28 protein-coding genes are annotated in these 26,224 nt (G+C 48.3%); 12 read left to right on the forward strand and 16 right to left on the reverse strand.

Translation table 11 applies throughout. From position 1 onward, the window contains the following. Window positions 1-46: 46 nt before the first annotated feature. Entirely contained in the window at window positions 47-1,006 is a 960-nt protein-coding gene (locus ACEVJL_RS10795; RefSeq protein WP_374737839.1) for a radical SAM protein, read from the reverse strand. A gap of 131 nt (window positions 1,007-1,137) precedes the next feature. After that, window positions 1,138-1,404, reverse strand: coding sequence for a Cys-every-fifth RiPP peptide CefA (locus ACEVJL_RS10800; RefSeq protein WP_209346562.1), 267 nt, complete (start codon window positions 1,402-1,404; stop codon window positions 1,138-1,140). A 324-nt stretch (window positions 1,405-1,728) separates the two neighbouring features. Here ACEVJL_RS10800 and ACEVJL_RS10805 point away from each other — a divergent pair, with 324 nt between their 5' ends. The 5 genes from ACEVJL_RS10805 to ACEVJL_RS10825 all read left to right on the forward strand — a co-directional run bounded on the left by ACEVJL_RS10805 (window position 1,729) and on the right by ACEVJL_RS10825 (window position 4,831). Next, complete coding sequence (locus ACEVJL_RS10805) at window positions 1,729-2,049, forward strand: PadR family transcriptional regulator (protein WP_209346563.1); 321 nt, start codon at window positions 1,729-1,731, stop codon at window positions 2,047-2,049. 2 nt (window positions 2,050-2,051) lie between these two features. Next, window positions 2,052-2,636 (forward strand): DUF2812 domain-containing protein, encoded by a 585-nt coding sequence (locus ACEVJL_RS10810; RefSeq protein ID WP_209346564.1) that lies wholly within the window; start codon window positions 2,052-2,054, stop codon window positions 2,634-2,636. Window positions 2,637-2,653: 17 nt separating this feature from the next. Next, window positions 2,654-3,043 carry a hypothetical protein gene (locus ACEVJL_RS10815; protein WP_209346565.1) on the forward strand — a complete coding sequence of 130 codons (390 nt, stop codon included), beginning with the start codon at window positions 2,654-2,656 and terminating at the stop codon, window positions 3,041-3,043. 312 nt (window positions 3,044-3,355) lie between these two features. Beyond that, window positions 3,356-4,339, forward strand: a complete 984-nt coding sequence (locus ACEVJL_RS10820; protein ID WP_209346566.1) for a hypothetical protein — start codon at window positions 3,356-3,358, stop codon at window positions 4,337-4,339. A gap of 15 nt (window positions 4,340-4,354) precedes the next feature. Then, window positions 4,355-4,831, forward strand: coding sequence for a hypothetical protein (locus ACEVJL_RS10825; protein WP_209346567.1), 477 nt, complete (start codon window positions 4,355-4,357; stop codon window positions 4,829-4,831). 223 nt (window positions 4,832-5,054) lie between these two features. Here the strand turns inward: ACEVJL_RS10825 and ACEVJL_RS10830 are convergent, their stop codons facing one another. Together ACEVJL_RS10830 and ACEVJL_RS10835 are read right to left on the reverse strand one after the other, a co-directional pair. Beyond that, window positions 5,055-5,951: an IS3 family transposase gene (locus ACEVJL_RS10830; RefSeq protein ID WP_131774731.1), complete on the reverse strand. Its 897-nt coding sequence runs from the start codon at window positions 5,949-5,951 to the stop codon at window positions 5,055-5,057. Further along, a complete protein-coding gene (locus ACEVJL_RS10835; RefSeq protein WP_131774732.1) occupies window positions 5,924-6,241 on the reverse strand; it encodes a transposase in 318 nt (105 codons plus the stop codon). Before ACEVJL_RS10835 ends, ACEVJL_RS10830 begins: the two co-directional genes overlap by 28 nt. A 168-nt stretch (window positions 6,242-6,409) precedes the next feature. On the opposite strand from ACEVJL_RS10835, the gene ACEVJL_RS10840 reads away from it, so the two are divergent. The 7 genes from ACEVJL_RS10840 (at window position 6,410) to ACEVJL_RS10870 (ending at window position 11,251) form a co-directional block, all read left to right on the forward strand. After that, a complete protein-coding gene (locus ACEVJL_RS10840; RefSeq protein WP_209346569.1) occupies window positions 6,410-6,946 on the forward strand; it encodes an RNA polymerase sigma factor in 537 nt (178 codons plus the stop codon). Between the two features lie 2 nt (window positions 6,947-6,948). After that, a complete protein-coding gene (locus ACEVJL_RS10845; protein WP_209346570.1) occupies window positions 6,949-7,863 on the forward strand; it encodes a DUF4367 domain-containing protein in 915 nt (304 codons plus the stop codon). Window positions 7,864-8,024: 161 nt separating this feature from the next. Continuing rightward, window positions 8,025-8,465: a cell agglutination protein Mam3 gene (locus tag ACEVJL_RS10850; RefSeq protein WP_245185325.1), complete on the forward strand. Its 441-nt coding sequence runs from the start codon at window positions 8,025-8,027 to the stop codon at window positions 8,463-8,465. Between the two features lie 259 nt (window positions 8,466-8,724). Continuing rightward, window positions 8,725-9,435: a hypothetical protein gene (locus tag ACEVJL_RS10855; protein ID WP_209346571.1), complete on the forward strand. Its 711-nt coding sequence runs from the start codon at window positions 8,725-8,727 to the stop codon at window positions 9,433-9,435. Beyond that, on the forward strand, window positions 9,432-9,638 hold the full coding sequence (locus tag ACEVJL_RS10860) for a hypothetical protein (RefSeq protein WP_209346572.1): 207 nt from the start codon (window positions 9,432-9,434) through the stop codon (window positions 9,636-9,638). Before ACEVJL_RS10855 ends, ACEVJL_RS10860 begins: the two co-directional genes overlap by 4 nt. A 270-nt stretch (window positions 9,639-9,908) precedes the next feature. Beyond that, window positions 9,909-11,024, forward strand: a complete 1,116-nt coding sequence (locus ACEVJL_RS10865) for a hypothetical protein (protein WP_374737840.1) — start codon at window positions 9,909-9,911, stop codon at window positions 11,022-11,024. Window positions 11,025-11,053: 29 nt separating this feature from the next. Next, on the forward strand, window positions 11,054-11,251 hold the full coding sequence (locus ACEVJL_RS10870; RefSeq protein ID WP_209346574.1) for a hypothetical protein: 198 nt from the start codon (window positions 11,054-11,056) through the stop codon (window positions 11,249-11,251). Between the two features lie 125 nt (window positions 11,252-11,376). Here ACEVJL_RS10870 and ACEVJL_RS10875 read toward each other — a convergent pair whose 3' ends face one another. From ACEVJL_RS10875 to ACEVJL_RS10930, 12 genes are all read right to left on the reverse strand, one after another. Continuing rightward, window positions 11,377-12,936, reverse strand: a complete 1,560-nt coding sequence (locus tag ACEVJL_RS10875; RefSeq protein WP_209346575.1) for a S1 RNA-binding domain-containing protein — start codon at window positions 12,934-12,936, stop codon at window positions 11,377-11,379. A 27-nt stretch (window positions 12,937-12,963) separates the two neighbouring features. After that, window positions 12,964-14,856, reverse strand: coding sequence for a VirD4-like conjugal transfer protein, CD1115 family (locus ACEVJL_RS10880; RefSeq protein ID WP_209346576.1), 1,893 nt, complete (start codon window positions 14,854-14,856; stop codon window positions 12,964-12,966). Window positions 14,857-14,882: 26 nt separating this feature from the next. Next, window positions 14,883-15,869 carry a hypothetical protein gene (locus ACEVJL_RS10885; RefSeq protein WP_348633708.1) on the reverse strand — a complete coding sequence of 329 codons (987 nt, stop codon included), beginning with the start codon at window positions 15,867-15,869 and terminating at the stop codon, window positions 14,883-14,885. Between the two features lie 283 nt (window positions 15,870-16,152). Next, window positions 16,153-16,815 carry a DUF6100 family protein gene (locus tag ACEVJL_RS10890; protein ID WP_209346578.1) on the reverse strand — a complete coding sequence of 221 codons (663 nt, stop codon included), beginning with the start codon at window positions 16,813-16,815 and terminating at the stop codon, window positions 16,153-16,155. Between the two features lie 3 nt (window positions 16,816-16,818). Further along, the gene (locus ACEVJL_RS10895; protein ID WP_209346579.1) at window positions 16,819-17,346 is read right to left on the reverse strand and encodes a DUF5697 family protein; all 528 of its coding nucleotides are present in this window, start codon (window positions 17,344-17,346) and stop codon (window positions 16,819-16,821) included. A 133-nt stretch (window positions 17,347-17,479) separates the two neighbouring features. Beyond that, the gene (locus tag ACEVJL_RS10900; protein ID WP_209346580.1) at window positions 17,480-20,536 is read right to left on the reverse strand and encodes a VirB4 family type IV secretion system protein; all 3,057 of its coding nucleotides are present in this window, start codon (window positions 20,534-20,536) and stop codon (window positions 17,480-17,482) included. Window positions 20,537-20,566: 30 nt separating this feature from the next. After that, entirely contained in the window at window positions 20,567-21,943 is a 1,377-nt protein-coding gene (locus tag ACEVJL_RS10905) for a C39 family peptidase (RefSeq protein ID WP_209346581.1), read from the reverse strand. Next, window positions 21,944-22,936 (reverse strand): hypothetical protein, encoded by a 993-nt coding sequence (locus tag ACEVJL_RS10910; protein WP_209346582.1) that lies wholly within the window; start codon window positions 22,934-22,936, stop codon window positions 21,944-21,946. It abuts the gene before it with no gap. An 11-nt stretch (window positions 22,937-22,947) separates the two neighbouring features. Next, window positions 22,948-23,658, reverse strand: a complete 711-nt coding sequence (locus tag ACEVJL_RS10915) for a hypothetical protein (protein WP_117777638.1) — start codon at window positions 23,656-23,658, stop codon at window positions 22,948-22,950. Between the two features lie 39 nt (window positions 23,659-23,697). Then, the gene (locus tag ACEVJL_RS10920; protein ID WP_007712699.1) at window positions 23,698-24,096 is read right to left on the reverse strand and encodes a hypothetical protein; all 399 of its coding nucleotides are present in this window, start codon (window positions 24,094-24,096) and stop codon (window positions 23,698-23,700) included. 252 nt (window positions 24,097-24,348) lie between these two features. Next, entirely contained in the window at window positions 24,349-24,900 is a 552-nt protein-coding gene (locus ACEVJL_RS10925; protein WP_007712695.1) for a hypothetical protein, read from the reverse strand. A 12-nt stretch (window positions 24,901-24,912) separates the two neighbouring features. Continuing rightward, entirely contained in the window at window positions 24,913-26,052 is a 1,140-nt protein-coding gene (locus tag ACEVJL_RS10930) for a MarR family transcriptional regulator (protein ID WP_209346584.1), read from the reverse strand. Between the last annotated feature and the right edge of the window lie 172 nt (window positions 26,053-26,224).

Here is a 26,224-nt window from a genome sequence, read left to right on the forward strand (position 1 = left end):
CACAAAGCACTACACCGTGGTGATTAAACCTAAAATGACCACCTAATTACGGGTGGCCGCTGCGCCGCAAGGTGGCCGCTGGTGACCGCACCGGTGGCCGCCGAGCGCCGCAGAATGCATCTATATAGCAGTTACCCGAATATGCGGAGCATGCCGATGTACTACCGCGTACAATTCCAAAGTCTATACCACACATTGTAAGGCCTTCGCCATTATTGCCGAGATAACGCAGTAGATTCACGGCTTCAGTGGTATTAGTTTTATCGATATTGATTCGGATGATTGTACGTAATTTGTTGCTTACTTTAGACAATAACTTAATTGCGCAGATAATGTCGTCGAAGGAACCTTTTCCATTTTTATAAGGACGCCTAGCATCATGAACATCTTTGGTTCCATCGAGAGTAATCTGTACCATGGTACAATTATAATAGAGAAGTTTGTCAATGATCTCAGATGTTATTAAAGATCCATTAGTGATTATACCGCAAAAAAGGCTAATTCCATGTGAGTCGCAGTATTTTTTCAGGTTTTCCAAAATATAAAAGCCCTGTATTATATTTACGAGAGGCTCACCGCCGAATAAATTGATATACATTGATTTTGCATTGCGCGTTTCAGCCAATCTTATCATAAACCGAATAAACTTGTCTGCCGATTCCTGGGTCATGACATTTGTGGTTTCTCCGGCTCCTTCAAAACAATATACACAAGAAAAGTTGCATGCCCATGTTAAAAGAACTGTTGCAGAGACAGAGGGTGATGCAAATTTGGACTTGTTGTGGAAATAAGAAAAGAGCCGTGTTTCATCAATATGATCATCAATAATGATTCCATAGTTAGTAAAGGACTTTTGCGTAGCAAAATCAAGAGCAGTTGGATCTCCTTCTGTAATTGCGATGACAATATCATCAGACACATAGAAACTATGCCCAGATAATGTATTAAAAAGAATGTGCTTTTTTTCTTTGTCCTCAAATATTAAATTGTATTTAGAAAATTTCATTGAGTCACTCACCTCATAAGCTCTTAGGAAATATGTATAGCTGCTTTTAGATCGAAACCAATGGAGTAGACCGATTCTAGGCTGATAAATTATTTTGCAGTGAGATGTGCCAAGCTGAGGAATGCCCTCTATTAAGCGGGGGTGTCTCCCTCGTTCAGAGGACCAGGCAGCGGGGTAAAGTTCAGGACACATGCGTCAGCAACGCAGCCGTTCAGGGGGCAGGCGTTAACCGCGCAACCAGCGGCACCACAACCATCGACACCACATACATTGGCGGCGCAGGCCACGGCAACACAGGCATTAGCGGCACACCCTACATCGGCAATACAGCCTGCATCAGCAGCACAGCCGAGAGGAGTAGCGTTACCGTATCCATTTCCGATATATTCAGCACTCATTCTTTTCACTCCTACTCAAAATGATTCTCATTACAGAGAATCTGATGAACATACAGAAAGCAGCTATACATATTATTTCCAGCCACTGTATTACAGCAAATCCTCTGTAACTATAAAGGAATATTACGCTAAGCGATATAACGGTTAGCGATATATCCTTTTATAGAAGTATACAAAAAACATGGTAAAAAATCAATAGGTTACATATAATTATACCATTTTCAAAACTCAAAAATTGAATTGGAGTATGTTGAATGCTTGACACTGACATCTGCATCTGATATATTTATATTACAGTAACCGTAATAATATGGAGGCGATAGCTTGAGAGATAATGCTAAAGGCGGAGCACTGACTGAGGTGACTTTCTATATTCTTTTGGCATTATACGAGCCAAAACATGGATACGCAATTATGCAATTTATAGAAGATAGAACAAATGGACGATTGTTACTAGGTGCTGGCACATTGTATGGTGCACTGAATTCTCTATCTGAAAAGAAGTGGATTGAACCTTTTGGGGATGGCGAAGGGAGAAAAAAAGAATATAAGATAACTGAACTCGGCAAGAATGTTGCAGAGAAAGAGTTGTTGCGCCTTCAGGAATTGACCAGAATTGCCGGTGAGATTATTAGGAGGAAATAGTTATGAGTAAAAGATGCTACCGTTTTTTTGGGGGATTATTGCGGACTCAAACAAATTGGTTAAATAAAATGGCTTCGGAAGGATTCCGTTTGGTTCGCACGGGAAAACTGCTTTACGAGTTTGAATCGTGTGAACCTAATAAGTATGAGTACTGCCTGGAATTCATTGGCGAAAAATCTCAGCAAGGTGCAGAGGAGTATAAGAAGTTCCTTGAAGATATTGGATACCATGTCTTTTATAAGAATATTAATTTGAATTACTCTATCGGTAAAGTTAGGGTTCGCCCTTGGGCAGAAAAAGGTGGACGAATTGCAACAAATTCCACCACCTTCAATAAGGAATTGTTAATCGTAGAGAAGGTGAAGGATGGGAAGCCTTTCGAATTACATACTACAAATGAAGATCGTGCTCAATATATAAAGCAACTGAGAAATCCCTGGCTATCTTTCGGACTGATCTTCTTGGTATGCGGCTTTCTAATGAAATCTATCATTCTTGCAATTCTCGCAGTTGCTTCTCTGATTCCTGTTATTCTTTACCAGGTTGAAATTTCTAAACTTGAGAAAGACGCAATAACAAGGGAATAGAGGGAGTGAGCAGTAAAATGAGAAGAAAAGCAACAGTGGTAGGCCTGTGCGGTTTGGTGCTGTTTATTGTTGTTGCGTATGCGTTGGGCTTCAATACAACAAGATTAGCAACAAGAATTGGTTATACGGGCCATGAGTGGTTGGATAGTTGGTCCGGCAAATATATTTGCCTTGATGGATCTATGACTAAGACAATCCATACAAACTCCGATCAGGATGCTATACATGTGGAGGTCGTAACTGAGTCTGGAAATATTTCAATCACGATGACCGATAGTGAAGGCAATACTGTTTTCGAAGAGGATGATATAGAAACATCAGAGTTTAATGTTGATGTATCTGGATCTGTTAAAGTAAGAATTACTGCGGATAAGCATAGAGGTAGTTTTTCCGTTGCAAGCGAATAGTGTGCCAACCGGCTTGAAAAATATACATGCTGCCAATATTATTATGCTTTTGATTTTTTGTTTCCGGTGGCGACACTTGACAGGTCCTGCCGGATGATCCACTCGATGATACCTAAAGCACCCCCCGCTCCATGTTCAGGTGGGTAACGGCAAAGGATACATTAGATTTTAATGGAAAGGGGAGGATTCCATTGTGCTAATATTTAATGAGCCAGCTTTTTTAAGGAACATATGGCCCAAGTTATAAAAACAGTTATAGCAATATGTTTGAGAATATCTGTCGATGCGACTGCAAAAAAGGAGGTAAGACAAATGAAAAGATTTATAGCTTTGATCCTCTCGGCAATTATGATGTTTTCTCTATCGAGCCAAGCATTTGCGGCATCTATTGAGCCAGAAGACGTTACAACGGTCGTGTTAACAGACGAGTTGGGCATACAGACTGGGGAAGGAATGAGTGAAGCTGAGGTTAGGGATGTAGCAAATAAAACATTTGATTACCTAACACCGGAGCAGCAGGAAGTATACATTTATCTAATCGAATCGCTTGCTATAAGCGGAGACTATTCTCTTGTTGAGTTCCATCAAAGATATGTTGATCCAAACTATCGTTTTGAGCCAAGTGCTTCAAGCAGAAGCGCTATTGTGAATGATGAAGTGGTCCTCTATAATGCAGCAAGTATAGCAGGACAATTACAAGCATTGAACCTGCCAGAAGTTGTTTACAATGGCTTTATGGCACTGGCTGCTGCTTTAGCAATGCCTGTTGGGAATGTTGTAGATATAGTAATTGGACTTGGCCTTGGAGTTATCATCGTAGCTAACTGGGATGCGATTAGTAGTAAGTGGAATGATATTGTAGATATTTTCGTTAATGCGTTTGGTTCTACTGTTATGGAGGCTTTCTACTATTTACAGGGACTGGTTGGCATTTATACGGTCACGGTGTCGGGAAAGACTATTACGGTAAATAATGACAAATATAACTGTACGACAAAAGCAGATGTTGCTGTGGCTGATATGAAAAATAATGGGCATCAGTATTATCCAGCAGTGCTAAGTGGTAGCTATGTATGGGTAGCACCTGTTGATATTTCAAGAAAAGTAGCTTTGGCAATTATGAAGATAAATAGCAGCAGTGCAGGAATTTTTACAGTGACATCAAATCTTGCAAGGAACTTGTGCGAAAGTTTAGGTGGAGCAAAGGGACCCGAGATTCATGGCAGTGGATCGAAATATTGGTGGCATTATCATGGGCGTAGCTACATGAATGCTCATTGTTGGTATGTGGCGTGAGAGTCTGGTGGTCGTATGTTGTCATTAACTGCAAATTTGTCTGGAAAAGAATATGAACAACTGATTTCTATTTGCTTTAAGTTTGCGGATCTTTTTTCATTGACGAAAAATGGGTGGATAACACCAAAAGAGGAAAAAGAGTCTACGGACTTAATGCAACGCCTTTTGCCGTATCATATTGAAACGCGTCATACAGATAGATGGTTTTGCTATCGAGTTCCAGATGAACAAAAGATAGAAACTTATCTTTTTCGGGCTACACCTGAATCCCAAAAAATCTTGTTAACATCATATAATTGCATGTTTAATGATGGGGTTATTTGGAGAGTTCCGGAGGATCTATGTTTTTTTAAAGAAGGAAAATTGGTTCTTGGAAGTGTATCGCATGAAAATATATGTTATGTGTATGACGAAGAATTAGGAAAGAAACTACAGGGATGCGGAAAATGGGAAGATATTCCTGAAGAGGAGAATGAACGAATTTATCTATGAGTAGGAGCTGCCTCTCGGAGTAACAGAAAACAATAAAAAAGCCCCCGCTCCAGCATGTGCACAATCGAGTGCCGCTGGAGCGGGGGCTTTGTATTATGCGATTACAAATTCTGCGGGTGATCCGCATGATGATACCCGCAGCAATGAGCCCTTCCCGAAAAAATAGACAGTAAAAAGCGCGGAAAAACAGAATGAATCGCAGTAATACGTAAAATCTCTCAGATCAGGCGACAGAGGCATTACGCAGCCGCAGTTCAAAAGCGCACGGTGAGAGCCAGTCAATGGCGGAATGCGGGCGCAGCGTATTGTAAAAGGCCTCGATATAGGCAAAAATATCCGCTTGAGCAGCACGGCGGGAATCATACCGGTGCAGGTGAACCAGTTCACATTTGAGACAGCTGAAAAAGTTCTCCGCCACAGCGTTGTCGTAAGGGTCGCCTTTGCGGGACATGCTTTGCCGGATGCCCAGCGCGGCAAGCCGGTGCCGAAAGGCTTCTGCGGCATACTGGATGCCCCTGTCACTGTGGAAAATCAGGCCAGGGCTGGGCCGTTCACGGCGTACCGCCATGTCCAACGCGGCGAGAGTCAACTGGGTGTCGATGCGGCTGGAAAAGGCGTAACCCACAACCTTCTTGGTGCATAAGTCTTTGACGGCAGCCAAATACAGCCAGCCCTCGCCGGTGGGAATATAGGTGATATCACCTACCCAGGCCTGATTCGGTTGTGTAAAAGAAAATTGACGCTTCAGCAGATTGGGCGCGATGGGATGGCTATGGCGGGAGTTCGTGGTGGATTTGTAGGCCTTTTTGCGCATGGAGTGGATTCCGGCGGCTTTCATTAGCCGGTGGACCCTCCCGCGTGAGCAGGAATTGCTAGCCTTCAACATGTGATACAGGCTGTCCAGACCCAACGCGGGGTATTTCTCATGCAAATATACCAGTTCTCTCGTTAACGCCTGATTGTGCTGTGCCCGCTGGCTTTGACGGCGTGTAAGCCAGGCATAGTACCCGCTTCGGGAGATTTCCAGCAAGCGGCATAATTTCTCCACAGAGACTCCCGAACGGTCGGCCTTGATGTACCGATATTTGTCCTCTATGGTCTGGAAAGTATGCCGACGGATTTTTTTAGCACGTCAATAACCTCATCTTTCTCTGCTAGCTGCTTGCGCAGTGCACGCACCTCCGCTTCCAGCTCACGTGTCCGGCGGCTGTCCCGGTTCTGGCGGTCTGCCTGACCTGCCTGTACGCCCGCGGCCTTCAGCCAGCTGCGCAGGGTGTCGATGCAGATACCAAGTTCCTTGGCAACCTCTGTGCTCGGACGGCCCTGTTCTGTCACCATCCGGATCGCTCCGGCCTTGAACGCCTCGTCGTACCGGGGCGGCGCTATCCCTTTTTTGCGTTTGTTTTCCATTTCCTTTGTCCCCTTTCCTTTCCATTATAACGAATGTTTTTTTGTCCATCAATTCGGGAAAGGGGGCAAATACTAAAACTTGATGAACAAATCTGTACAGTGAGAATAAGCCCATGATATAATCATAACAGAATTTCAGAAGAGCTTATTTGATCAGGAGGGGAGAGAATGCTATGTATCTTTTTGGGCGTTTTGACCGAGGAACAGAGAAACTTGGTTGAACAGATATTTCAAACACACCATGTCAAATTTATAAATATTTCCTGCAAAATAGTGAAAACTGAGCCTTTGGCAAATGATGCAGTGGCGACAGCATATTTGAAAATAATGGACAATATTGAAAGAATATCAGAATTGCCCTGTCCCCAAATGACTGCCTTTTGCGTTACAATAGTGAAAAATGCATCAATTGATATTTTGCGCCAATCAAAAAAACATGTTTATGTGGACTCGATAGATGCTTTTGCTGAAAAGTCATCAGATAATTTTGAAGATGCATTCATCCAAAAGCAAAATATACAAAGATTAGTAGAATTGGTCCATTTACTTGCTGACGAAGAACGGTATCTTATTCATATGAGATACGTACAGAATATGAATTATGCCGAGATAGGTGCGATGCTTGGGATTTCAGAGGAATCGGCCAAAAAGCGAGGACAGCGAGTTGTAAAAAAGCTAAAAAGACTGTTTGAAAGGGGGGAATAACAGTGAATGATAGTTTTAATGACTTGTTGAAAATTGCAGCAAATCTTGAGTTTGAAAAGGAATGTTCCCAGGCTGTAGAAGTAGATAGCATGCAACATAATGAAGTGAATTTAAGTCGTGAACAGCTGCAAATTCTAAGCGAAAAGATATTGCTCCTTCCTAGAGAGGGGATATTGATACTGTTCTGCAAATATTGCTTTCATTTTACACCAGAAGAGGCGGAACTGTTCTACCACATAAAGGATGGAAAAGCACTCCTTTTATACTATAAGAAATGGTTGTCTTATATTATAGGAATTGATAATAAAGAGATGATCTCAGAATCCAATTTCAAAGATGCCAGTGTAATGGCAATGAAAAAGTATTTGGATCATGAACTTTATGAAGCTACTCCACCTTTAATTCTGAAAAAAAGCATCAAAAAACGAGTGCTGCGAAAGATTGCAGTAGCTGCCGTTATTGCTGCTGTAACTTTTTCTACGGCTTTAGTTGCAAATGCTGAATTTAGAGAACGTGTTGTTTCTTGGTTTATTGAAACTTTTGAAAAGTATACCATCTTTGAATTAAAGAGTAGTGATGGGTTGCAGATCCAAGAGTTACAAGATTTTTCACCACAATATCTTCCTGATAAGTTCGAATTGCTTGATACGATTGAGCAACCTAGCTTGATTTTATATGAATATGAGCGTGGTGACGACGAGTTTTTGAATGTTTTGATTAGTCTGTCGGATACCAAAGTTTATGTTGATACAGAAGGAAGCCTATTGGAAACCGTACAAATAGAAGGTGTTTCTGGATACTACTTCAAGAAAGACGGAAATAATTACGTTATATTTGAAAAAAACGGCTACTATTTCTCGGTCTATGGAACCATTGACAAGAGTGAACTAATCAGGGTTGCTGAAAATATAAAATGAAATAGATGTCCCCTTTTGTCTCCCTGTGCGTTATATGAGTAAAGACTCATAAACGCACAGGGAGTTTTCTTATACAGAAAAAAGTTTTTGACGGAAAAAGATTGTCCCTTTTTGCTTCTCTGTACGTTATATGGGTAAATAGCCAAAGAGGAGGGTTTCTTTTGAATAGAAGTAAGAAAAAAACGGTTGTACTAGCACTAACGGCGATTACGCTTATGAGTGCATTGACTTTCCCGGCATCGGCCATGGGAGCTGTTCCACAGCCCCTCGATCAAAGTGCTCAAAATGCCACTATTGATTCTCGCTGGACGAGTACGACGCTTGTTGTTCCATCTATCAAAAACTCAGGAAAGAATATTTCTGTGTCGCTCTTAATCAAGCCCAAACAAAGTAAAGAAAAAACGAAGGGAACTCTATATTTGGAGCAGTATGATGGATCAGGATGGAAGGAAGTAAAGTCTTGGCCGATTAGCGAAAGTGGGACGGTCAATGTCACAAAAACTTACACTGTAAAGGATAAAGCCAGATATCGTGCAAGAGTTGCGGTTACTACAGGCGCAGATGATATTTCGGCTACTTCTACAGAAGTGGATCTTTCATAGAGACGGAACATTTCAAATTTATGGAAGGTGTGATCCCAATGGTGTAAGATATCTATCATGACAGTTTGGCCGATACGTATTTTGGAAAGGATGGGATGCTTTAATTTGTGAAAAAAGAAGATAGAGAGAAGCTATATATTGTCGTTGCCTGCTTTGGGGGCGGAGTCATTCTTGTACTGCTGATGCCGCTGTTTTTTCGCCTCCTTTTAGCACTATGACACAATGAGATATTTTATTTTCGTTACAAGGAGGAATAGATGTGAAAAAATTTGGAGCTTTTATGTTGGCTTTGATTCTGGCCATGAGTTTATCTGTTTCTGCTTTTGCTGCAGATAATAACGATTCTCCCAGCGATATTCCGCAAAACGCTACCGTTACCACCTTTGTTGGAGATGATGGCCTGGTTTATGAGTACATTCAGTATGCTGAGCCCGTCTCCTACGCATATGACGGAACAACCCATACTTTATTGGGTGTTCTCCGTCGCCAAGAAAACAAATCTGCAATTATGACCAGAGACTATCGTGAATGGAAAGAGTGGAAGGTCATCGACAATGGTATCGAGCAGTCTTGGGTATTCATGTCAAAACCTTATTTTGTAAAGAGTATTGCCCGCGGTGAAACTTACCAAAAGTCGGTTGAAAAGGCGGTTTCGATTTCTCCAAAAGCGGGAATCAGTATTCCTGCAGGTTGCCAACCGACAGTAAACAAAGCACTCAAGGGTGAATTTTCACTTAGTCTGACCGGAAGTTACAAAAAGACTATCACCATCACCCTCAGCGGTCCGGATGATGATAGCTCCAATAATACCAGAACTTTTTATTATAAGCTCGGTTATCATAAACATAACTTAACTATCATTGAAACATTGCGTTCCAATTGGGATGGAGTGATTAAAGAAACTACACACAAAAATTGTTATGGATACGAACCTGCTGTGAAGTCGTATTCGGAGGATAGCAAGGCATGAACAAATTGATGGCGATTTTGCCGATTTTCTTTATTTTTATTGCAAGCATATCCTTTATCTTGATTGTCGGGTGTTGGGCTGCAAACTATGTTCCAGAGGCCTTTTTTTATAAGACTATTCCTTTCGCTATTATTTGTGCCGGAGCACTGATCGCTTTGGCAATTTTGGGTAGACAGACTGCAGACAAATTCCGTAACAAGTAGACTAAGGCCATCCTTAACGGAACATACGTTGATAGGTGTTACACTGCGGACATTCTATGTTTCCCTAAACTGGACTGGAATAGTACCGGTAAAGTCATCGAAAAGAAATGGAAATTGTATGAGGCCCATTAAAGTAATAGGCGGAATCGTATTGATTTTTATTGTTTTAAGTATCGCAATTTTAGCGCTAGCGCCTAAGTAACATATCAATGCTTTAAAATTACAGATTTTTATGTTTTTGCCTAAGAGTAAAAATTAAGAGGTATGTATATGAAAAAGTTTTTAGCCTTTTTCCTTGCTTTGATCATGGTATGTTCTTTGTGCATATCTGCAATGGCAGCAGATGCTGAAGCGGAATATCAGGATGAAGGTGAGAATTTAGCAACTGCACAAGAGATTTATAAACAAGCAGAAATCTTCGCACAAGCCAAAGGACTACAATTACTCCCTGAAGAAGTTGTCTTTGCTTCTTCCGCGAATAACAGTGAAACAATTCCCCCTGCATCGGCTCCATCGAAAGTCGCTAAACCTTCCTCTTCCATTACAGTAACGGAGGGGAAAGGCTCAACTCAAACACTCACCGCCAATGGCGAAAAATGGTTCACCTTCAAAACAACATCTGGTGGTGCGTACAATATTTATACGACTGGCTCAACAAACACTTATGGCGAGTTGTATAAGAGTGGATTGCTTGGCCTGAGCTTAGTGACCAAAACAGGTACCGGTGGGAGTAACAATAACTTCCAAATCAAGGTGGATTTGAACAATAATACAACCTATTATGTTAAAGTAAAAGGCGGCACGTCTTCTTCAAGTGGAAGTTTTAGATTCTATTTTGTTGGTAACCGTGATTCTAAGACTTCTTCGAACGGCGGCGAGTGGAGATGGTCAAAAATGGATGTAGACCCAGACGGCGCGTTCTTTAATATTGACCAAATCACCTACTTGACTCCAACGCAGGCTACAGGGTATTATAATGTGGTCTCGACCGACAATATTCGAAAAGTTCGTGACGCAGTTATCAATCTTACTACCACTAAAGCTATTGAGTGGATTATGAAGTATTATGGTGTCAATGCTGATGTGGCAAAATGGATTCTTGATATTTTGGCTGTTGGATCTGCGGTTGTTCCCCAAATCCCCTCATTAACCTCTGTAGAACTTGATTCTATTGCTAAAGCCGCAGCCCGAGATGCAAGTACAGGTATGTGTACCAAAGGCTTGATTGTATATAGCGTTACAACATATACCAGCACAGGAAGCGGTGGAATGATACCGGTTACCATGAATACATATGAACGCTGGAATGGTACTACAATGTATGGCCAAAAATATTATAGAGGTACATTTTCGCTTCCTGCCAATCCGAAACCTCTGTGGCGTTAACCAATTTTGCGGCGTAAGGGGATGCAACAATGAGAAAGTTCATACGAAATGTAATTATTACGCTTGCCATCCTTGGTTTAATATGTGCTGCATTTTATAAGATTGGATGGCTGACAAGCTGGCGCGAGGTGATAAGTTTATATATCATCGCCTTTATAGTGATTGTTGCTAATAAAGCAATCGATATCGCTGTTTCGAAAATCCAGTCGCGCAAAAAAGACAGATAAGCAGTTCATACCTTTACGCTATTAAATGTCTGCTTCGCTGTTCAGAGTAGCAGCAAACAATAAAAGCCCCCGCTTCAGCAAGGCACAAGAGAGTGCCGCTGGAGCGGGGGCTTAATACTATGTTATTACAGGTTCTGCCGGATGATCCGCGTGATGATGCCCACGGCTACGCCACGCTCCATGTCCAGGCGGGTGACGGCAAAGGACACATCATCCTTTTTCCCGGGCATCCGGTAGTCATAGCAGGAGTGGGCCACCGCATTGACGCCGTTGGAAAGTCTGACATAGACGACGCCCTTGTGGACATCGGTGACCTTGCCGGCGTACTTGCCCTGGATGCGGCACTTCTGCAGGTTGTCCCGGTCGGTGTTTTCCGAAGTGCTCTTGATGTCAGCCCGGATGCTCAGGTCTTCCGGACTCTCGCGCCGCACGCTGAGGATGCGGACCAGCACCTCATCGCCCACAGCAAAACGCTCATGGGCGTCGCCGATCCAGTCCCAGGCCAGATCCCGGGCCAGGATGGAGCACTCGACGCCGAACACTTCCACGCGGATGACTTTCTCAGCCACGGCGATCACACGGGCCTGCACAATGCGGCCTTCGTAGACACGGTACATGCCGTCAGCATCCAAATCGAAGTAGAAGATCTGGCGTTTACGCATCATCGCCTCCCGGCGGCTGGCGACCACGCTGCGGGTCTTGGAGTCAATGCCCCGCACCACAAAGTCGATGTCGGCGCCCAGCATGTTGCCCAGGATCTTGTTCTGGCGCAGCATCAGGTCGGCGTAGTCCTGGCCAGAAGGGCTACGGCCCAGGTTGATCATCATTTCCTTGATGGGAATGATGATGCGGAAACCCTTGTAGTCCACCACGGCCACCGTCTTACGGTTGTCCAGCTGCTCGATGCCGCCCAGCTGGCCCGTCAGAATACGGCGGGTGCGGTAGGCGTTGTGGATCTCATGCCAGATGACATCCTCACGGTCTTCCGCCGTCTCGACATCCTCACGGCTGCGGATGGTCAGGATAGAGGGCTCGCGGCGCGTCTGCACATTCCACCGGCGAGCGGGCGCCCGGGGAGTGGTGGCTTCGGGTGCCTGCTCATCCACCGGAGCGGGATCATCTTCCAAAACGGATTCACCCTCCGCAGTAGTATCCTCGGCCGGGGCCTCATCCATCGGGAGCGGCTCAGCGTCTGCCTGCGGAACAGGGGCCTCCGCCTCAGCAGCGGTATCCGATACCTTCTTCTTGCGGGAAGTGCGCTTGGGCTTTGCGGCAGGCGGTTCTTCGACGGCCTGGGGAGTCGGCTCAGAAGCAGCGGTATCGTCACCTACTCTGTCTTCCTCTGCGGGGAGCTCTCCGTCGCCGTCAGCCGTTGCCTCATCGTCCTGCTCGAAGTCTGTGTTCTCGTCAGAAGGAGCCTCGGCGGCGTCCTCGTCGCTGCTCACAGCATCATCGCCGAACATTTCGGCTTCCGTAAGCTCCGGCAAATCACCGGTGGTATCATCGGAAGGGGGCGCGCTGTCGGGCTGATCCATAGCGGCCAACAGAGAGTTCAGGTCCTCGCCGTCAACCGGGGCAGTATCAGGAGCAGTCGTATCCTCGGAGGGAGCGGGGGAATCCTCCAATGCGGTGGTCTCAGGAACAGGGGCCTCCTGTTCCAGAAGTTCCTTTTTCTTGGTTGCCATATAAGTAAACCTCCTTAATTTGGTGTATTACGAAAGGATCGAATCCTTGTCGGTTGAAACAATGCCCTCCGGGGGTTTGGCTCCAGGTTTTTTCACATCAGCAGCAGGAGCGGAAGGCTTGGGCTTTTTTCGTGTCGGCTTTTTCGGTGCGGCGGGCGGCGGGGGAGGAGCAACAGGGGCAGCTGGCTGTTCCTGCTCCATCTGCCGCCATTCAGGAATGTGGGAAGAGGCTTTGCAAGAATGGAGCTTAGGCGCCTCCGGGTGCTTGGAATAGTCCATCTTGTCAACTTTAAGTACCTTCTGACCGCGGATGATGACCAGAGCCTGCGTGATGGGCAATCGAAGTACTTCATCCGGGGTGAGGACAGGCCGCTTGCCAACGCCAGAAGTTTCACGGAATTCCGGTGTGTAGTTGGAAATGCGCCAGGTGCCCAGCTGCTTGGATTTGCTGGATACCGACACTGAGGCCAGACCGGTGCGCTCGGAGATAAACTCAGCTGTGAGGCCATCCGTGCAGCCCAGAAATAGTTGCGCGTCGCAGTTGCCCAGGATTTCCTGCCAGAGATTGAGAGGGTAGCGGTTCTGAAGGCCCGCGAGATTTTGGAACACGCAGCTCATGGAAATGTTGCGAGAGCGAATCACACTGAGTCGCCGCGAGAGATCAGGGATGGTGCCGCAGGCGGTAAGCTCTTCCCCTAAAATGTGGACAGGAATTGGAAGTTTGCCGCCCTCACAGTTTTTGTCCGCATACCGAACCAGCTTGATAAAGCAGAAAGAGAGAAACAGACTTGCCAGAAAATCAAAGGTACTGTCCTGGTCGCTGGTAACAAGGAAGTAGGCACACCGCTCTTGGCCGGGAAGCTCCAGATCGATTTCGTCCCGGGTGGTAATTTTCTTGATCAGTTCTGACTGGAATACCTGCAGGCGGGAACCCAGACCGATGATGACACCGCTGCGCACGGTATCGCTGGCCTGCTTGAACAGACTGTACGGAGCTTTGGCAGGATGAGTGGGAGGCAGAACATCGAACAGATTGTCCAGATCGGATTCTCCGTTTAGCGTCAGCAAACGGTACACCTCACCGATATTGCGGTTCTCCGCCGCATAACTCTGATCCACATAAAGGACAAGGGCTTTCAGCAGATTCATTTCGCAGCTGTCCCAGAAGTGGTCGCCCTTGCCGGTACTGTTGGTGTTCTTGATGATGACATCCACAAAGAGTTGGGCCATCAGTTCCTGCCCTTCCACTTCGGAAAGGCAGTTCCAGCTGTCCGAGTTTTCCGGGAGTACCAGATTGAACACCTTGACACAGTAGCCTTGATTGCGCAGGTACTCGCTGGATTTTTCGTAGAGCTCGCTTTTGGGGTCAGAAATGATCAGGGATTCTCCGCGAATCACCGCCTGAAGGATGCGGTTCATACAGAAGGAGCGGGTCTTCATGCTGCCGCTGGAGCCGTATACGGCCAGATTGCCGTTGATTTTGGGATTTTCAGGGATGCAGACCGCTTTCCCATCTAACATTCCCAGCACAACACCTTTATGCTTGCGAAGGTCGGGCACCAAATCGAGCACACCCGCCATCTCCTTGCGGCTCAACCAACCAGAGGTGCCATAGGTTCCCTTGGCCGAATAGATGAAATTTCGGTCAGTATCATATTCGCCCGTATCGCTGTAGCCCATCTTCATCACCATCAGGAGCAGGATAGCCAGCAGGCCGATGCAGATCAGGACACCGTATACCCCATAGGGAGGGTGCAGCACTGAGGTCAGGCAGGTAAAAAAGTCGGGCGACGCCGCCACCGGAGATGTGCCGTCTCCGGGAACGCCGCCGCCCTGTTTCCAAGCTGCGTAATTGCCCAATATCTGCCCCAGAAAGCCGCCAGAATAGAGAATGGCGAGGATGGCCAAAGGAGCAGCCATCAGGCAGGCAATCATTTTCTTTTTGTTTATGGGAAGAACCTCCTCTCGAATTTGATGAAGTCAATGGTTTGAAAGCGCACCCTGCTGCCGCAGTAGCGCCGCAGTACATCTGCCTGAAAATCAAAGCAAATGATTATTCCGGAACTGTCCATAAGATCGAGGGCGCTGTTGAAGCGCGCAATCCTGGGCAAATCGAAGAAGTAGCAAAACAAAACAGGCGTTCCATCCGCTTCAAAGGCATCGTGTTCGATGGCCCGACTCGCAGCCCCGGTTGTAAGGCCCTGCTTCAAGATGTCATTGAGCTGCGCTGTCTTAGCACAATCGCACAGCAAGGCCAGCAGCACTTCTCCCTGATGGTCGTTGGTAAAAAAGAAAAAATGGTCGTAGCTTCCGTCCAGCATGAAAGAGTCATGTTTGGCGCCGCCAGTGCTGGTCAGCATCTGGTAAGCGAGTTCCATGCTTTCCCCCAGAACGACTCCCTGCACAGCGTCTGCATTGTATTGCCCGGTGAGGCGCTGCTGACACAGAACGCTCCACATCAGAGCCTTTACCCGCATCTCGGACTTGTAGCGCCATTTCATCAGAGCTGCGCTGCTGTTGTAAGTAATATAGATGCCGCTGGAGGTAAGGAGCACACCAGTGAAGCGAGAACTGCGGATCTGCGTGGTATCCACCCCCATCTCCTTGACTTCACGGGAACTGTAAAATGAGGGATACTCCACGGCCCCATCGGAATAGCCCTGCGGGGCAAAAACCTTCGGTTTTTCATCTTGGAAAAGTCCCACCCCAGCATTGTCCATCGTGACATAGGTTTCTGCCAGACGGTGAAGACGAAGCCGACGCCCAATCTCGCTTTTCAGCCGATTGGTGTCGGTATCGCCTGTCAGATAGGGAGCAAAACGCTCAGGCCAGTTGTCCAGCAGCCTGTTTTTTGCGCGAACGCCTAAACGATAGCCGCGGAGTTTGTCACGGTAATAGGTGCGGAGAAGCCCGCTCTTTTTCAGATCGGTCACAACCGACTCCAAATAGTAAGGACTGGCTGGGAGACGGTTGAGCTGGCTGGTGGGGAACTCTCCTGAGATGGCTGTCAACGCCAGAAGCCGGAACGGGAGCGTGTCCGGCTGTGGAAATGTCCGGCTGCTTTTCCCAAGTGATCACCTCCCTTGTGAATTGTTTTTTTACCGTGATGACTGAGAACTTCGGTAAAATTCTGCAGTGGCGCAAGTCTGGAAGCGTTGAAAATCCGGGCTTTTTTGTGCCATCAAGGTATGTCGGGAAAAATAAGGGCCAAAAGGCTCAAAAATCCGAGATGGTTTTCAAGCTCTCTTTGCGCTCTGCAAGCCATTGGGGAAACCGCTGTTTTTCCATGACAAAGATCTTGGTGCAGTCCTGCTCTCCCAGCTCTGTGGTATTATAGGCATCGCATAGCAAACCGGTATCATCGGCCATCACAAAGGTGGACAACAGATCCAGCAACTGCTTTTCCTCCAGATTGTCATAATCACGCACCCGCCTGGTGGGAAGTGTTTGATCGTAAACTTGGGCAAAGCAGACAACACAATTCCGGTAATGGGGGAGAGGCTGTTCCTTTGCGTACTGCTCCAGAGCGAAATAGAGCGGGTCTAACAGGAACTCGGAACTTTGCCGTTGCCGGCGCTTCGGGAGAAGCCCGGGAAGGGTCACTTCCAGGACCCCGTTTTCATAGGCTATCGAGATGCCCTGCGCCACGCTGGCGGATTGGAGATACTCGCCCTTCTGGATGGAGGTGCTGGAATATATCAAATGCCGCAGCCGGCAGGCGATCCGTTCCGCCCGAAGCGCAGCATCCGTAGAGAGAATTTCGTAATTGTCGGGATAGCGTTGGATGTCTGTTGTGTCCATCGCATACAGCGCATTACTCAAACGGGATATATCGTCGAGAATGCTCCCTATTCTGCGGGAAATCAGTTTTCGATCCAAAAATCATGTGCCTCCTGCTTTCTTGAAATACTGGGTTTGTCCATCTTGGGATACGGTGCAAAAACCGGATATGTCGGGACAGTCGATTTTGGCAATCTGTGTCGGAGAATCGACCAAGATGATGCGACGGCTACCGCCCTTGTTGCCCCGTAGAGCATGACAGACTAACGCTTCCTGTCCATGGGCGACATAGGCGACTTCATACAGTTCCCCATCGGCGAAAAAGACCAGTTTGACAGGAAACTCCGCAGGTGCGTGATAATCAGCCTGCTGAATGAAATCCAAAAGGACCCACACCGCCTTGATAAGCGCCTGATCAGCTTTGGGCGAATAGCCGGCAGGAAAATATCCGCCGTTATCACTTTGGAAAATGCGGCCCTGCCTTTCCAGATGGGAAAGCAGGGCTTTCGCTGTTTCAGACTTGCCAGGGTGAAAGCAAAGAAGCTGCTGCTGGCTGAGACCAGGATACATAGTCACCGTCCGCAGTAGCGTTGCAGCTTCATTTCCATAGATTTCAGCCCTGGTCTTCATGAGCTCACCTCCTGTTTGTAAAAATAGATGACGCATAAAAGACGCCATCGGGGCGCCTTTCAAAAATAGTCGCTGAAAGGCGTCATCGCAGCGTCTATTTGGCGTGTTTTGAAGAAATGTAGGAGAACAAGGGTTATGCAGACTCCTGTTCACGGCGCTTGCGCTCCAGAATTTCACGAAGTTCACGCCGGTCGGTGGTAATCAGGTCCTTCTCAAGAGGGCTGGCCTTAAACTCAACCATGACATTGTTGTTGTTGGTCGAGATCAAGCCATTGCCACGCTCAAAATGGGTGACCTCCATCGTTTCCGCATCGGACAGATGCAGGGTCTCCTGAACCCGTTCCGCTTCATCATCCTCCAGGTTAAGAATGATCTTTGTCTTGCTGTTGTTGATGATACCTTTGCCAAAGCGACCTTCATCCAGATTGAAGAAATCGTTGAGGTCTTGGCTCGCGAAGACCGCCGAGCCTCCATACCCACGTATCGTTTTCGCAATCTCCAAAAGGAAATCGCCGGCCAGCCGTGTGCCTGTGGCGCCTGCACCGGAAAGGAGCTGCCAGCATTCGTCGATGAAGATTGTTTTTTCTTCCGTGCGGTCAGCCTTTGCCCGGTCCCACACGAAATCAAGCGCCACAAACATTCCTACAGTCAGCAGATCGCCGGTGAGCGAGGAAATGTCCAGCACGGTATATTTGTTATCCAGACTTACATTGGTCTGCTTGTTAAATGTACTGGCCGAACCGTGAACCAGACGGTTGAGAATATGAGCCATGCGGATAGTTTCCGGCGCAGCTTTCAGAATCTCATGCAGGTCGCCTAGCACCGGCATTTCCCGGTACTGACCCGGATTGGCCGGGTCATCCAGTGAAGCGTTATCATGCGTGATGCCCTTTGCGTTGTAAGTGCGGATCAACGCTTCGTCCAAAAGCTGACGCTCTTCATGGCTCATATCGGGAATGAGCAGGCTGAAAAAGATGTGCAGCTGCTGGATTTTTGCCGCCAATTCAGAAAGCTGGATTCCGGGGCCGTCCAGAAGTTCATTGACAGACCGATCAACCTTGCGGATCTCCATAACATTGATGCAGTGAGGGCTTGCCGGGGAGATTTGGATAAACTCGCCGCCTACGTTTGCACAGGCGCGGTGAAACTCGTGCCCCTTCAAGGGAGCGACGATGAAAATAGGGATATTTTTACGCCGCATTCTTAACGCCATAAGCTGCATTGTGAAGGTTTTGCCTGCGCCACTGGTACCTAAAATCGAAATGTTGGCATTTTTGTAAATCGCGGAATTGAAAATATCCACGATGATGAGGGAACTGTTGTACTTGTTCACCCCCAAAAGGATGCCGTTGTCGTCACACATCTCAAAGGAAGTGAAGGGGTAGCAGCTTGCGGCGCCGCCAGTCAGCAGGTTGCGCTTGCCACGCTCAAAAAGTCCTTTCTCCATGGATACCAGCGGGAGCGCAGAGAGAAATGCCTGTTCCTCACGAAAATGGCAGGAACGGACATCCATATCCTGCGAAAGCAGAAGCTTTTTCATCTCGCTGACCTTCCATTCCAAATCTTCCTCAGTAGGGGCAGTAACGGTAATCAACAGATTCAGATAGTAGAAGTCCTCGTTGTTGGCAAGACCTTCCTTCAGAAAATAGCCGCTTCGGATGGCGCCGTCGATGTCGTCAAAATCGGTGTTGGTGTCGCTCGCGTCCTTGATTTTGGAACGATTGATGCGGAGCTGCTGGCCTACCCGCTGGATGATGCGCTCTTTGGGCTGCCTGGAAAGGAACATGTCCATGTCGATGCCGTCGCCGGCGTTGACGATTAAACTCAGCCATCCGGCGGGAACCTGCGTCTTATAACCATCCGACGGAATCAGCAAATAGGCGTAGTACAGCCCGTCTATGCACAGATAGCGCCCATGAGTAAAATCAATACTTTTGGGAGCGGCAAACTCGGCTGCAGGGATATGGTCAATCTCGCTTTCCCGGCCTTTTGCCGCATACTGTGCAACAACCTCCTGTGCCCGGAGTGCCAGCGGTTTGATGGCGCTCTCATTTCGGCAGAGGAGATTATAAAGAACATCAACCGTAAATTCGTCCTCGTTTTCGGGGATAATCACTTCATTACCGCATTGCCGGAGGTAATTGGATGCAGTATGTACGGCGCTTTGCAGGGACTGAATAGCTTCCTCTTCCTGTTCCGAACGCCGGGTGTTGTTCCAGGGCTCATACTCAAAAATCAGGAAAAAGCGCCGTGTGACAGCTTCCCGGGCGCCGATCTGCTGCACAAAGCTCAGATAGTCTTCCTGCATCAAACGGCACTGCTCATTTTTCTCCTGAGCCATCTCCCTGCGTACTGTGTCCAAATGACGGTTGATGTCCGCGCGACGGGTCAGCACCTTGATCTGCAGCTTGACGGGAGAGATTTTCAGATACGACACAAAAGAGTAGATGATATTGCGCTGCTCTCTTGCGCTGCGGAGCATAAAGTTGATGGGAACCACCTCGACCACCTTGACATACCGGTGGTCTTTGGTGTAGATGATGCCGTTCTGGATCTTTTCGATGGGAAGATAGTCTGCCACCGGATTCAGGCAGGCGGGCGGCTGCTCTTTGATATGAGCGGGGCGCTTGGGCGGATGTACCTTCTCCTTCCGCTTGTTGGGCTTTTTCTTCGCTTTTTTGGACGAAAGTTCTTTCTTCGGCTTTTTCTTGGGCCGGAGCTTCTCACGAATCTCGTAACTGCGAACCTCGTCAAACTCAGCTGGAAAATCCGATTCACCGGAACGCCTGCGCTTCGGAGGCCGAGACTCCTTTTCTTTCGGAGTCCTTTGCTTGAGATGTCTGCCGGGGCGTTTCATAGGGGGCGCTTGCTCATTCGGCTGCTGACCATCGCCGCCGACGATGCGGCGATTCCGCAGATATTTCAAAAAGATAATCAGAAATTCCGACAAACTCTCGCCAGAAATGCCGATCAATGCGACCAGAGCCGCAGGAAGGGCGGTCAGGCACAAAATGATAATGCGGGTCGTCAACCCGAACGGAACAAACATGAAGACCGGCACCCCGATGGCAAAAGCCAGGATACCGGCCTCAATAACATTCCGCGCACGGAACATACCGCCGAAAAATGTGCCTGATTCAATGAAATTCGGCGGTATGATATAAATATCATGGTCGTTTTTGTTGCTCATACATACCTCATTTCCGTAACCGAAGGAAGGTCAACCGATAATCCAGAACGGACCGCCGGCGCCTGCACGACGGCTGGCCTCGTTTAAGATAATGGACAGATCCCAAAGTTGCTCACTGCGCTTATAGCTGGCCGGGTCTGCCACCATGATTTGACCGTCTTTTACACCTCGAAGAACGATGAAGTGGCCGGAAGAAGTGAAATGCCCTTCAGCCATGATTGCCACAACCAGCTTTCCCTCAGAAAGTGCATCGACGATGCGCTGCGGCTCGGATGTCGTACAGCCGGATACCGGCAGCCCCCAGGCTTCTGCTGCGGCAGGAATCAGGGCGTGATAGGAGCCGCTGTTGTCACACCAGTATCCATTTTCATAGGACCACCGTGCCATCTCCACGGGATCAACCGTATCGTCCGTAAGGGAAGACACTACGATTGCCATGCTGGTCGGCCCGCAGCCGTAGCCGCCAATGTTGTCAGTTCCATAAGGCTGGCTGGCATAGCGTTCATCCAGCTGATTATAGTACACCACCGGTGTCACACCATCGGTAAAGGTTACATCCCCAAGAGAGGGGATGCTGTTTCCGGTCCACTCTGTCATGTTCTGGAGCAGCCCATCACCCAAAAAGGTACTCAGGTTGGAAGCGTAGTCAGAGGCAAGCTCCTTTTGCTCATCCGTGAGTGCGAAAACATGGTCCGCAAGATAGGATTCACCGTTATACCGGATCGTGTAAATGATCCATGTTTCGGTAGTGGTGGTTTCCTCGCCGGTTTCCGGGTCTTCGGTAGTAACCTCACGGGATTCCTGAACGCTGGTGTAGGAATACAGGTGTTCCTTATTGTCCCGGAGAACAGCGGCCAAATCATCCAGTGAAATGCTTTCAAAATCCTCATCCCGGGCCGCACAATACTGAGAGATGATGAGATTGGCATTGAAAACAGGGCCGGAGGAATAGGAATTCTTGATCTCCATGTGGTCAGCACCAGACGAAGCAAAATCTTCCTCGATCCGGGCCATCACATCATCCAGCGCCTCGCCCAGAATGGAATTGATGGTGAATGTGATGTCATTGGCGTTTTCCACGATAGCTGTCTCGCTGTTGAGGACAGGGGCTTCGGAATCTGCCGGAGAAAAGGCGTTAACCAGACCTCCAAAGATAAGCCCCGGGAGCATCAGGATAAACAGTACCGGGAGCAAAAGCAGAATGATAATGACGGCAATGATCTTGCCGATGTGCTTGCGTCCGGCCCAAACGGCCCCGGCCACGGCACCATACGGGCCGCCGGCGGCGGCTCCTTTTGCGGCACCGGAAATTGCCTTGCCTGCCTTAATGGCGCCTTTTATCGTGTGGGCGGCGGATGCTCCGGTTTCCACAGCGTCGGCAAGACCAGTCTTTTTTTCTTCATCCATTTAGAGCCTGTCCTTTCTGCGGGGAGTGGGGGGCAGCTTTTTGACGATTGACTCGTTGTAGGCTATCGAACCATCCGGCGCCATGTAGGGGGATTTCTCTACAGTGTCAACAGCGTATTGCTTATACCATGCCGCACCGTCGGCGGAATGAACCGTTGTGTATTGGCCCTCGGGTGCAACATACTGATCTGCATGATACATTCCGAAAGCGATACCCACCGGATGCTCGGCGGTAACTTCGGTGCCTGTGATACGCCCGCCGCCGATCTCAACATTCTGGTATTGGGGAATGTTTTCAGCGCCAGCTTCCAAAGCAGCGTGCCCCATGTAAGAGTGAAGAGCGTCAACAGCTTTCTCACCGGAAATTGTACCCATCTGGGTGATGTTCCCGGTGGCAACAGAACCGATCACATTGTTGGCGAAATTGCCGCCCTTGCTGACGGACGAAGTATAGATGTGGCCGCCGATACCCCCCGCAGCACCGCCTACGAGACCACCAAGGCCGGAGGCTTTTGTTTCTGAGGGAGTTGTCGCTGTTTTTACCGCATTGTTCGTGACCTTCCGGCCAATTACCCCGGCCAGACCGCCGCTGGCAAAGCCGGCACCAAAGCCGCCGCCCTTACCACCACCGCCTGCATTCACATGGGTGGAATTGCTGCTGTGCCCACCGCCGAAATGGTGGCTGGAAAAGCTCTTGAATCCACTGAAGCCCCGGGCGGCTATCATGGCTTCCGCCAACATACTGCCGCCGGTTTGGCCTACATTGACTCCCAGACTTGCCATGAAGGAGTCGATTTTCTGTGATACTTTGAGAAAACCAATCGCACACATGAACCAAATCAGGACATTGCCGGATACTGCTTCTTTGCCTACGGCATCTACCTGCGCCTGCACTTCTTCCTCCGTAACGGCGGCAAAAGCGGGTTGGCAGCATAGACAGGCAAGAAGCCCGACCATGAGCGCAAGAAACAGAATTCTTCTGAGTTTTTTCATTACGCCCCTCCTTAAAGCGAAAGCGGGTTGGAGATAAACGAACCAACCATGCTCGTAAATAGGCGCAGGCACCAGGCGTTCATAAGCAGCAGAAAAATCTGCCCGCCCAGCATCCGACACCAGGATTTCCAGATGTTTGATGTGGTTTGGCTTGCCCCCATCGCAAAAGCGACTGGTGCAGTATAGACCAGCACACCAAGCAATACATATCGTTCCGCTGCTTCAAGCAGCAGTTTCAGATAGTTCCATGCCAAAATGACGACCAGAATCAAAGTGATCAAGGCCACGGCTCCATTGGCACATACACCGATGATCACCAGCATCACCGAATTGAAATCAGCAAAGCTGAGGGGCGGCAGTTCCGAATCCATGATCCAGCGGTACGGGGTGCCGCCGATGGTCAGTATTGTGTTGATGATCTCGTCTGAAAAAAGTGCCAGCAGAATGAAGAGAACCGAGCGGATGCTCAGCTTCACAGGATCTTCTGCCTCGATACCGGCGCTCAGACCAAAATTCTTAAACAGCTGCCATACCCAGTTGAGCAAAATCAGACCGACAGCCAGAGCTACAAAAATCCCGTACATCGTCTCTGCGGCGGGGAAATAGCGCAGAAAAACGGTCATGTCACAACCAAGCGCGCCCAAAACCGAAGTAGTCACAAGGTCGAGACCTGCCATGATCTGCTCTGCAATCCATTCAACGATGCCATCCAGGATACCCATAAATTACGCCTCCTTCCAGCGGGTGTAGAGTTGTCTCTGTCATCCAGCCCACTGACCGCCGGCAAACAGAGGCGTCACATAAGCCATGATAAAGCCCAATCCGTTGAGGATCGCCCAGGTGATACAGATGCGCTTCAGCCAAGCACGGCTTTCATCGACGGTCCGGCCGGAGCGGGAGAAGTTCATCAACAGCAGGGCGACCGAGGCGGTCACAATGGCCGCAATGGTGGAAATAGCGACGATCTGCGTGTAGACATCCTGCATGATCTCTTTGGCTTTAGACCAAACATCGGTTGCAGCGAAGGCCGGCTGACAGAAGACCAGCGACATCGTGACACAGAGAAAAGCCATATAGGCGAGTTTGGCAGCGGAAAAATGATGCTGAGGCGTGCGGTCGGCATCTTTCCGCTTCGGCTGGGGAAGTTTCAGTTTCTTCAATGTTTGAGGACCTCCAATCCAAATGTGATGATCGTTGCTCAAAAAGCAAAGAATAAGCCCACACCTGATTTACAGATGCGGGCTTATTCCCGGGCCGGACGGCCGTTTGGACAGAAAAAGCACCTCGGAAAAAGGCGCTGTTCTCTGTCCGTATTCGGTTTTGGGTGCAAGTTTGAGCATATTCAGTCTAACACATGGAGATTTACGCCTCAAGGGCAGAAACGCGCCAATTATTTTCCCGATATGTGCCAATTATTTGCCCTGCTTGTTTTCGCCGGCCTTCAAGTCTGGGAAAAATTGCTCCAGCACATCCAGGCTGTCCTTGGAGGTATATCCCCACAGCACGGAACTGAGGGCTTCGATGGCCTCCCGCCGCTTACGGTAATAGGTGCGGAAGGAAATATCCCGGATATGAGGACGCAGGTTCTCGATGATCTCCTCCACATTTTTCAGCTGCTGGGGGGAGAGGAAAGAGTAGTACAGAAGCCAGTAGTATGCTTCACCGTTCTTGTGCTTGGTGCGGAGCAGATCGACTGCCGAATCCAGCAATTTCAGCATTTTGTGGCTGCGCTCAATGCACTTGGCGTGATGCTCAATATCGCTGCCCGCCAGATCGGCGCCGGCCAGGTAGACAGAATCCAGAAAATCCTCGATGGAAGTGCCATACTCGATCTCAAATTTTGTCCGGACATGCTGAACAGACAGCTCCAGGCTCCAAACCACATCACGGTATTTTTTCAGCAGCTTCCAGGTGTCGTGGTACAGCGGGTTTTCAGCAACATTCTTTTCGTCAAATTTCTTCATGGTTATGCCTCCTTAATCGTTTTCAACAATGGGGTTGAGAGTAAGTTCAAAACTTGCGACCTGCTTGTTGCCGCACAACACAGCCAAGCCTAAGCGCAGCACCGTTTGATCGCGCGCGCGGGGTAGTAATACTTCCCGGCAGTCGCCCGATAAAGGATATAACTTGTAGTGAGAGAGGGAGCATCCAAAGCACGAAATCCCTTGTGCCATCAGGATTTGCGCCATTTTCTGCAGGATGATTTCAATGTGAGTTTTTGAAACGCTGGAGAGTTCGTCTGAAACGATGACCTCATGCTCCATGGTGGGCTCTTCCTGGTCAACACAGCCCTCCGCAGGAAGCTCCAGACGGATATTGAGTGTCATAGCGACCTCCTCTTTGTCCACCATCACATCAGATATTTCAAACATGGTGGACAAGTAGTTTTTAAGATAGATTACACTGCCGTGGCGGCCGGGGAAGGACATGAGGGAAATATAGTCCAAGGAGGACAGCTTTTTAAGAATACGGCCAACAGTGGCCCGAGAAAGGCCCCAGCGAGCGGAAAGTTCCGTATAGGTGACCAAAGGGTTGCCGGTGCCATTGCGAAAATAGGCTACAGGCCCAAGCGCCGACCCCTGCACTTGACTGTCGTTGTAGATGGCTGAGACCCATAGATCCAGCACGATGTCCATTTCAGAACAGCGGTCAGAGCTGATTAAATCAGTAACGATGGATACCGGTAAAAAGAAAAAGCCGGTGTCCTTTTGACAGGGAGCGTTATACTCCAGAACCGTGTTGTGTCGGGACCAGTTCCGGATTTTATAGCGGATCACATTCCCTCGCCCCAGAGAGGAGAAGTCAATGAGATGACGCTGCTGAAGCTCTCCCAGGATGGAAAGCGCCTGACACTGAAAACGAGTCCGAAACCATTGAGAAAGCTCTTTGAGCGTACAGACCCATTCGCCGGGGTAGACGGTGTAGCTGATGCCATCAATTCGCCGGTATGAGGTGCGGAAGTTTGCAAAGCTGCAAAGCACGGTATAATAAAAAAGGCCGGAGCCGCCGCTTGCGCGAATGCTCCGGTCATCTATCAGACGATGGATAAACTGTCGGTAAATCCGACAACGTGGATAGTCCACCACCTGTTTAATTTGTAATTGATAGGCTGGCATAAGAATCTCCTTTTTATATATAAGGTATGAAATTGGATTGCACTGCGAAAAAATCGTTGACTTGAACATCTCTGGGGCTTATGCTATACTTGTTTCTGTATGAATCTGCTTGCTGATGCTGGCAGTATCCATGCAGGCTTTACTCTTCCTGGGGCTGTTGCCTTTCAAAGCA

This window comes from Flintibacter porci (genome assembly GCF_041925195.1).
Taxonomy (GTDB): domain Bacteria; phylum Bacillota; class Clostridia; order Oscillospirales; family Oscillospiraceae; genus Lawsonibacter; species Lawsonibacter porci.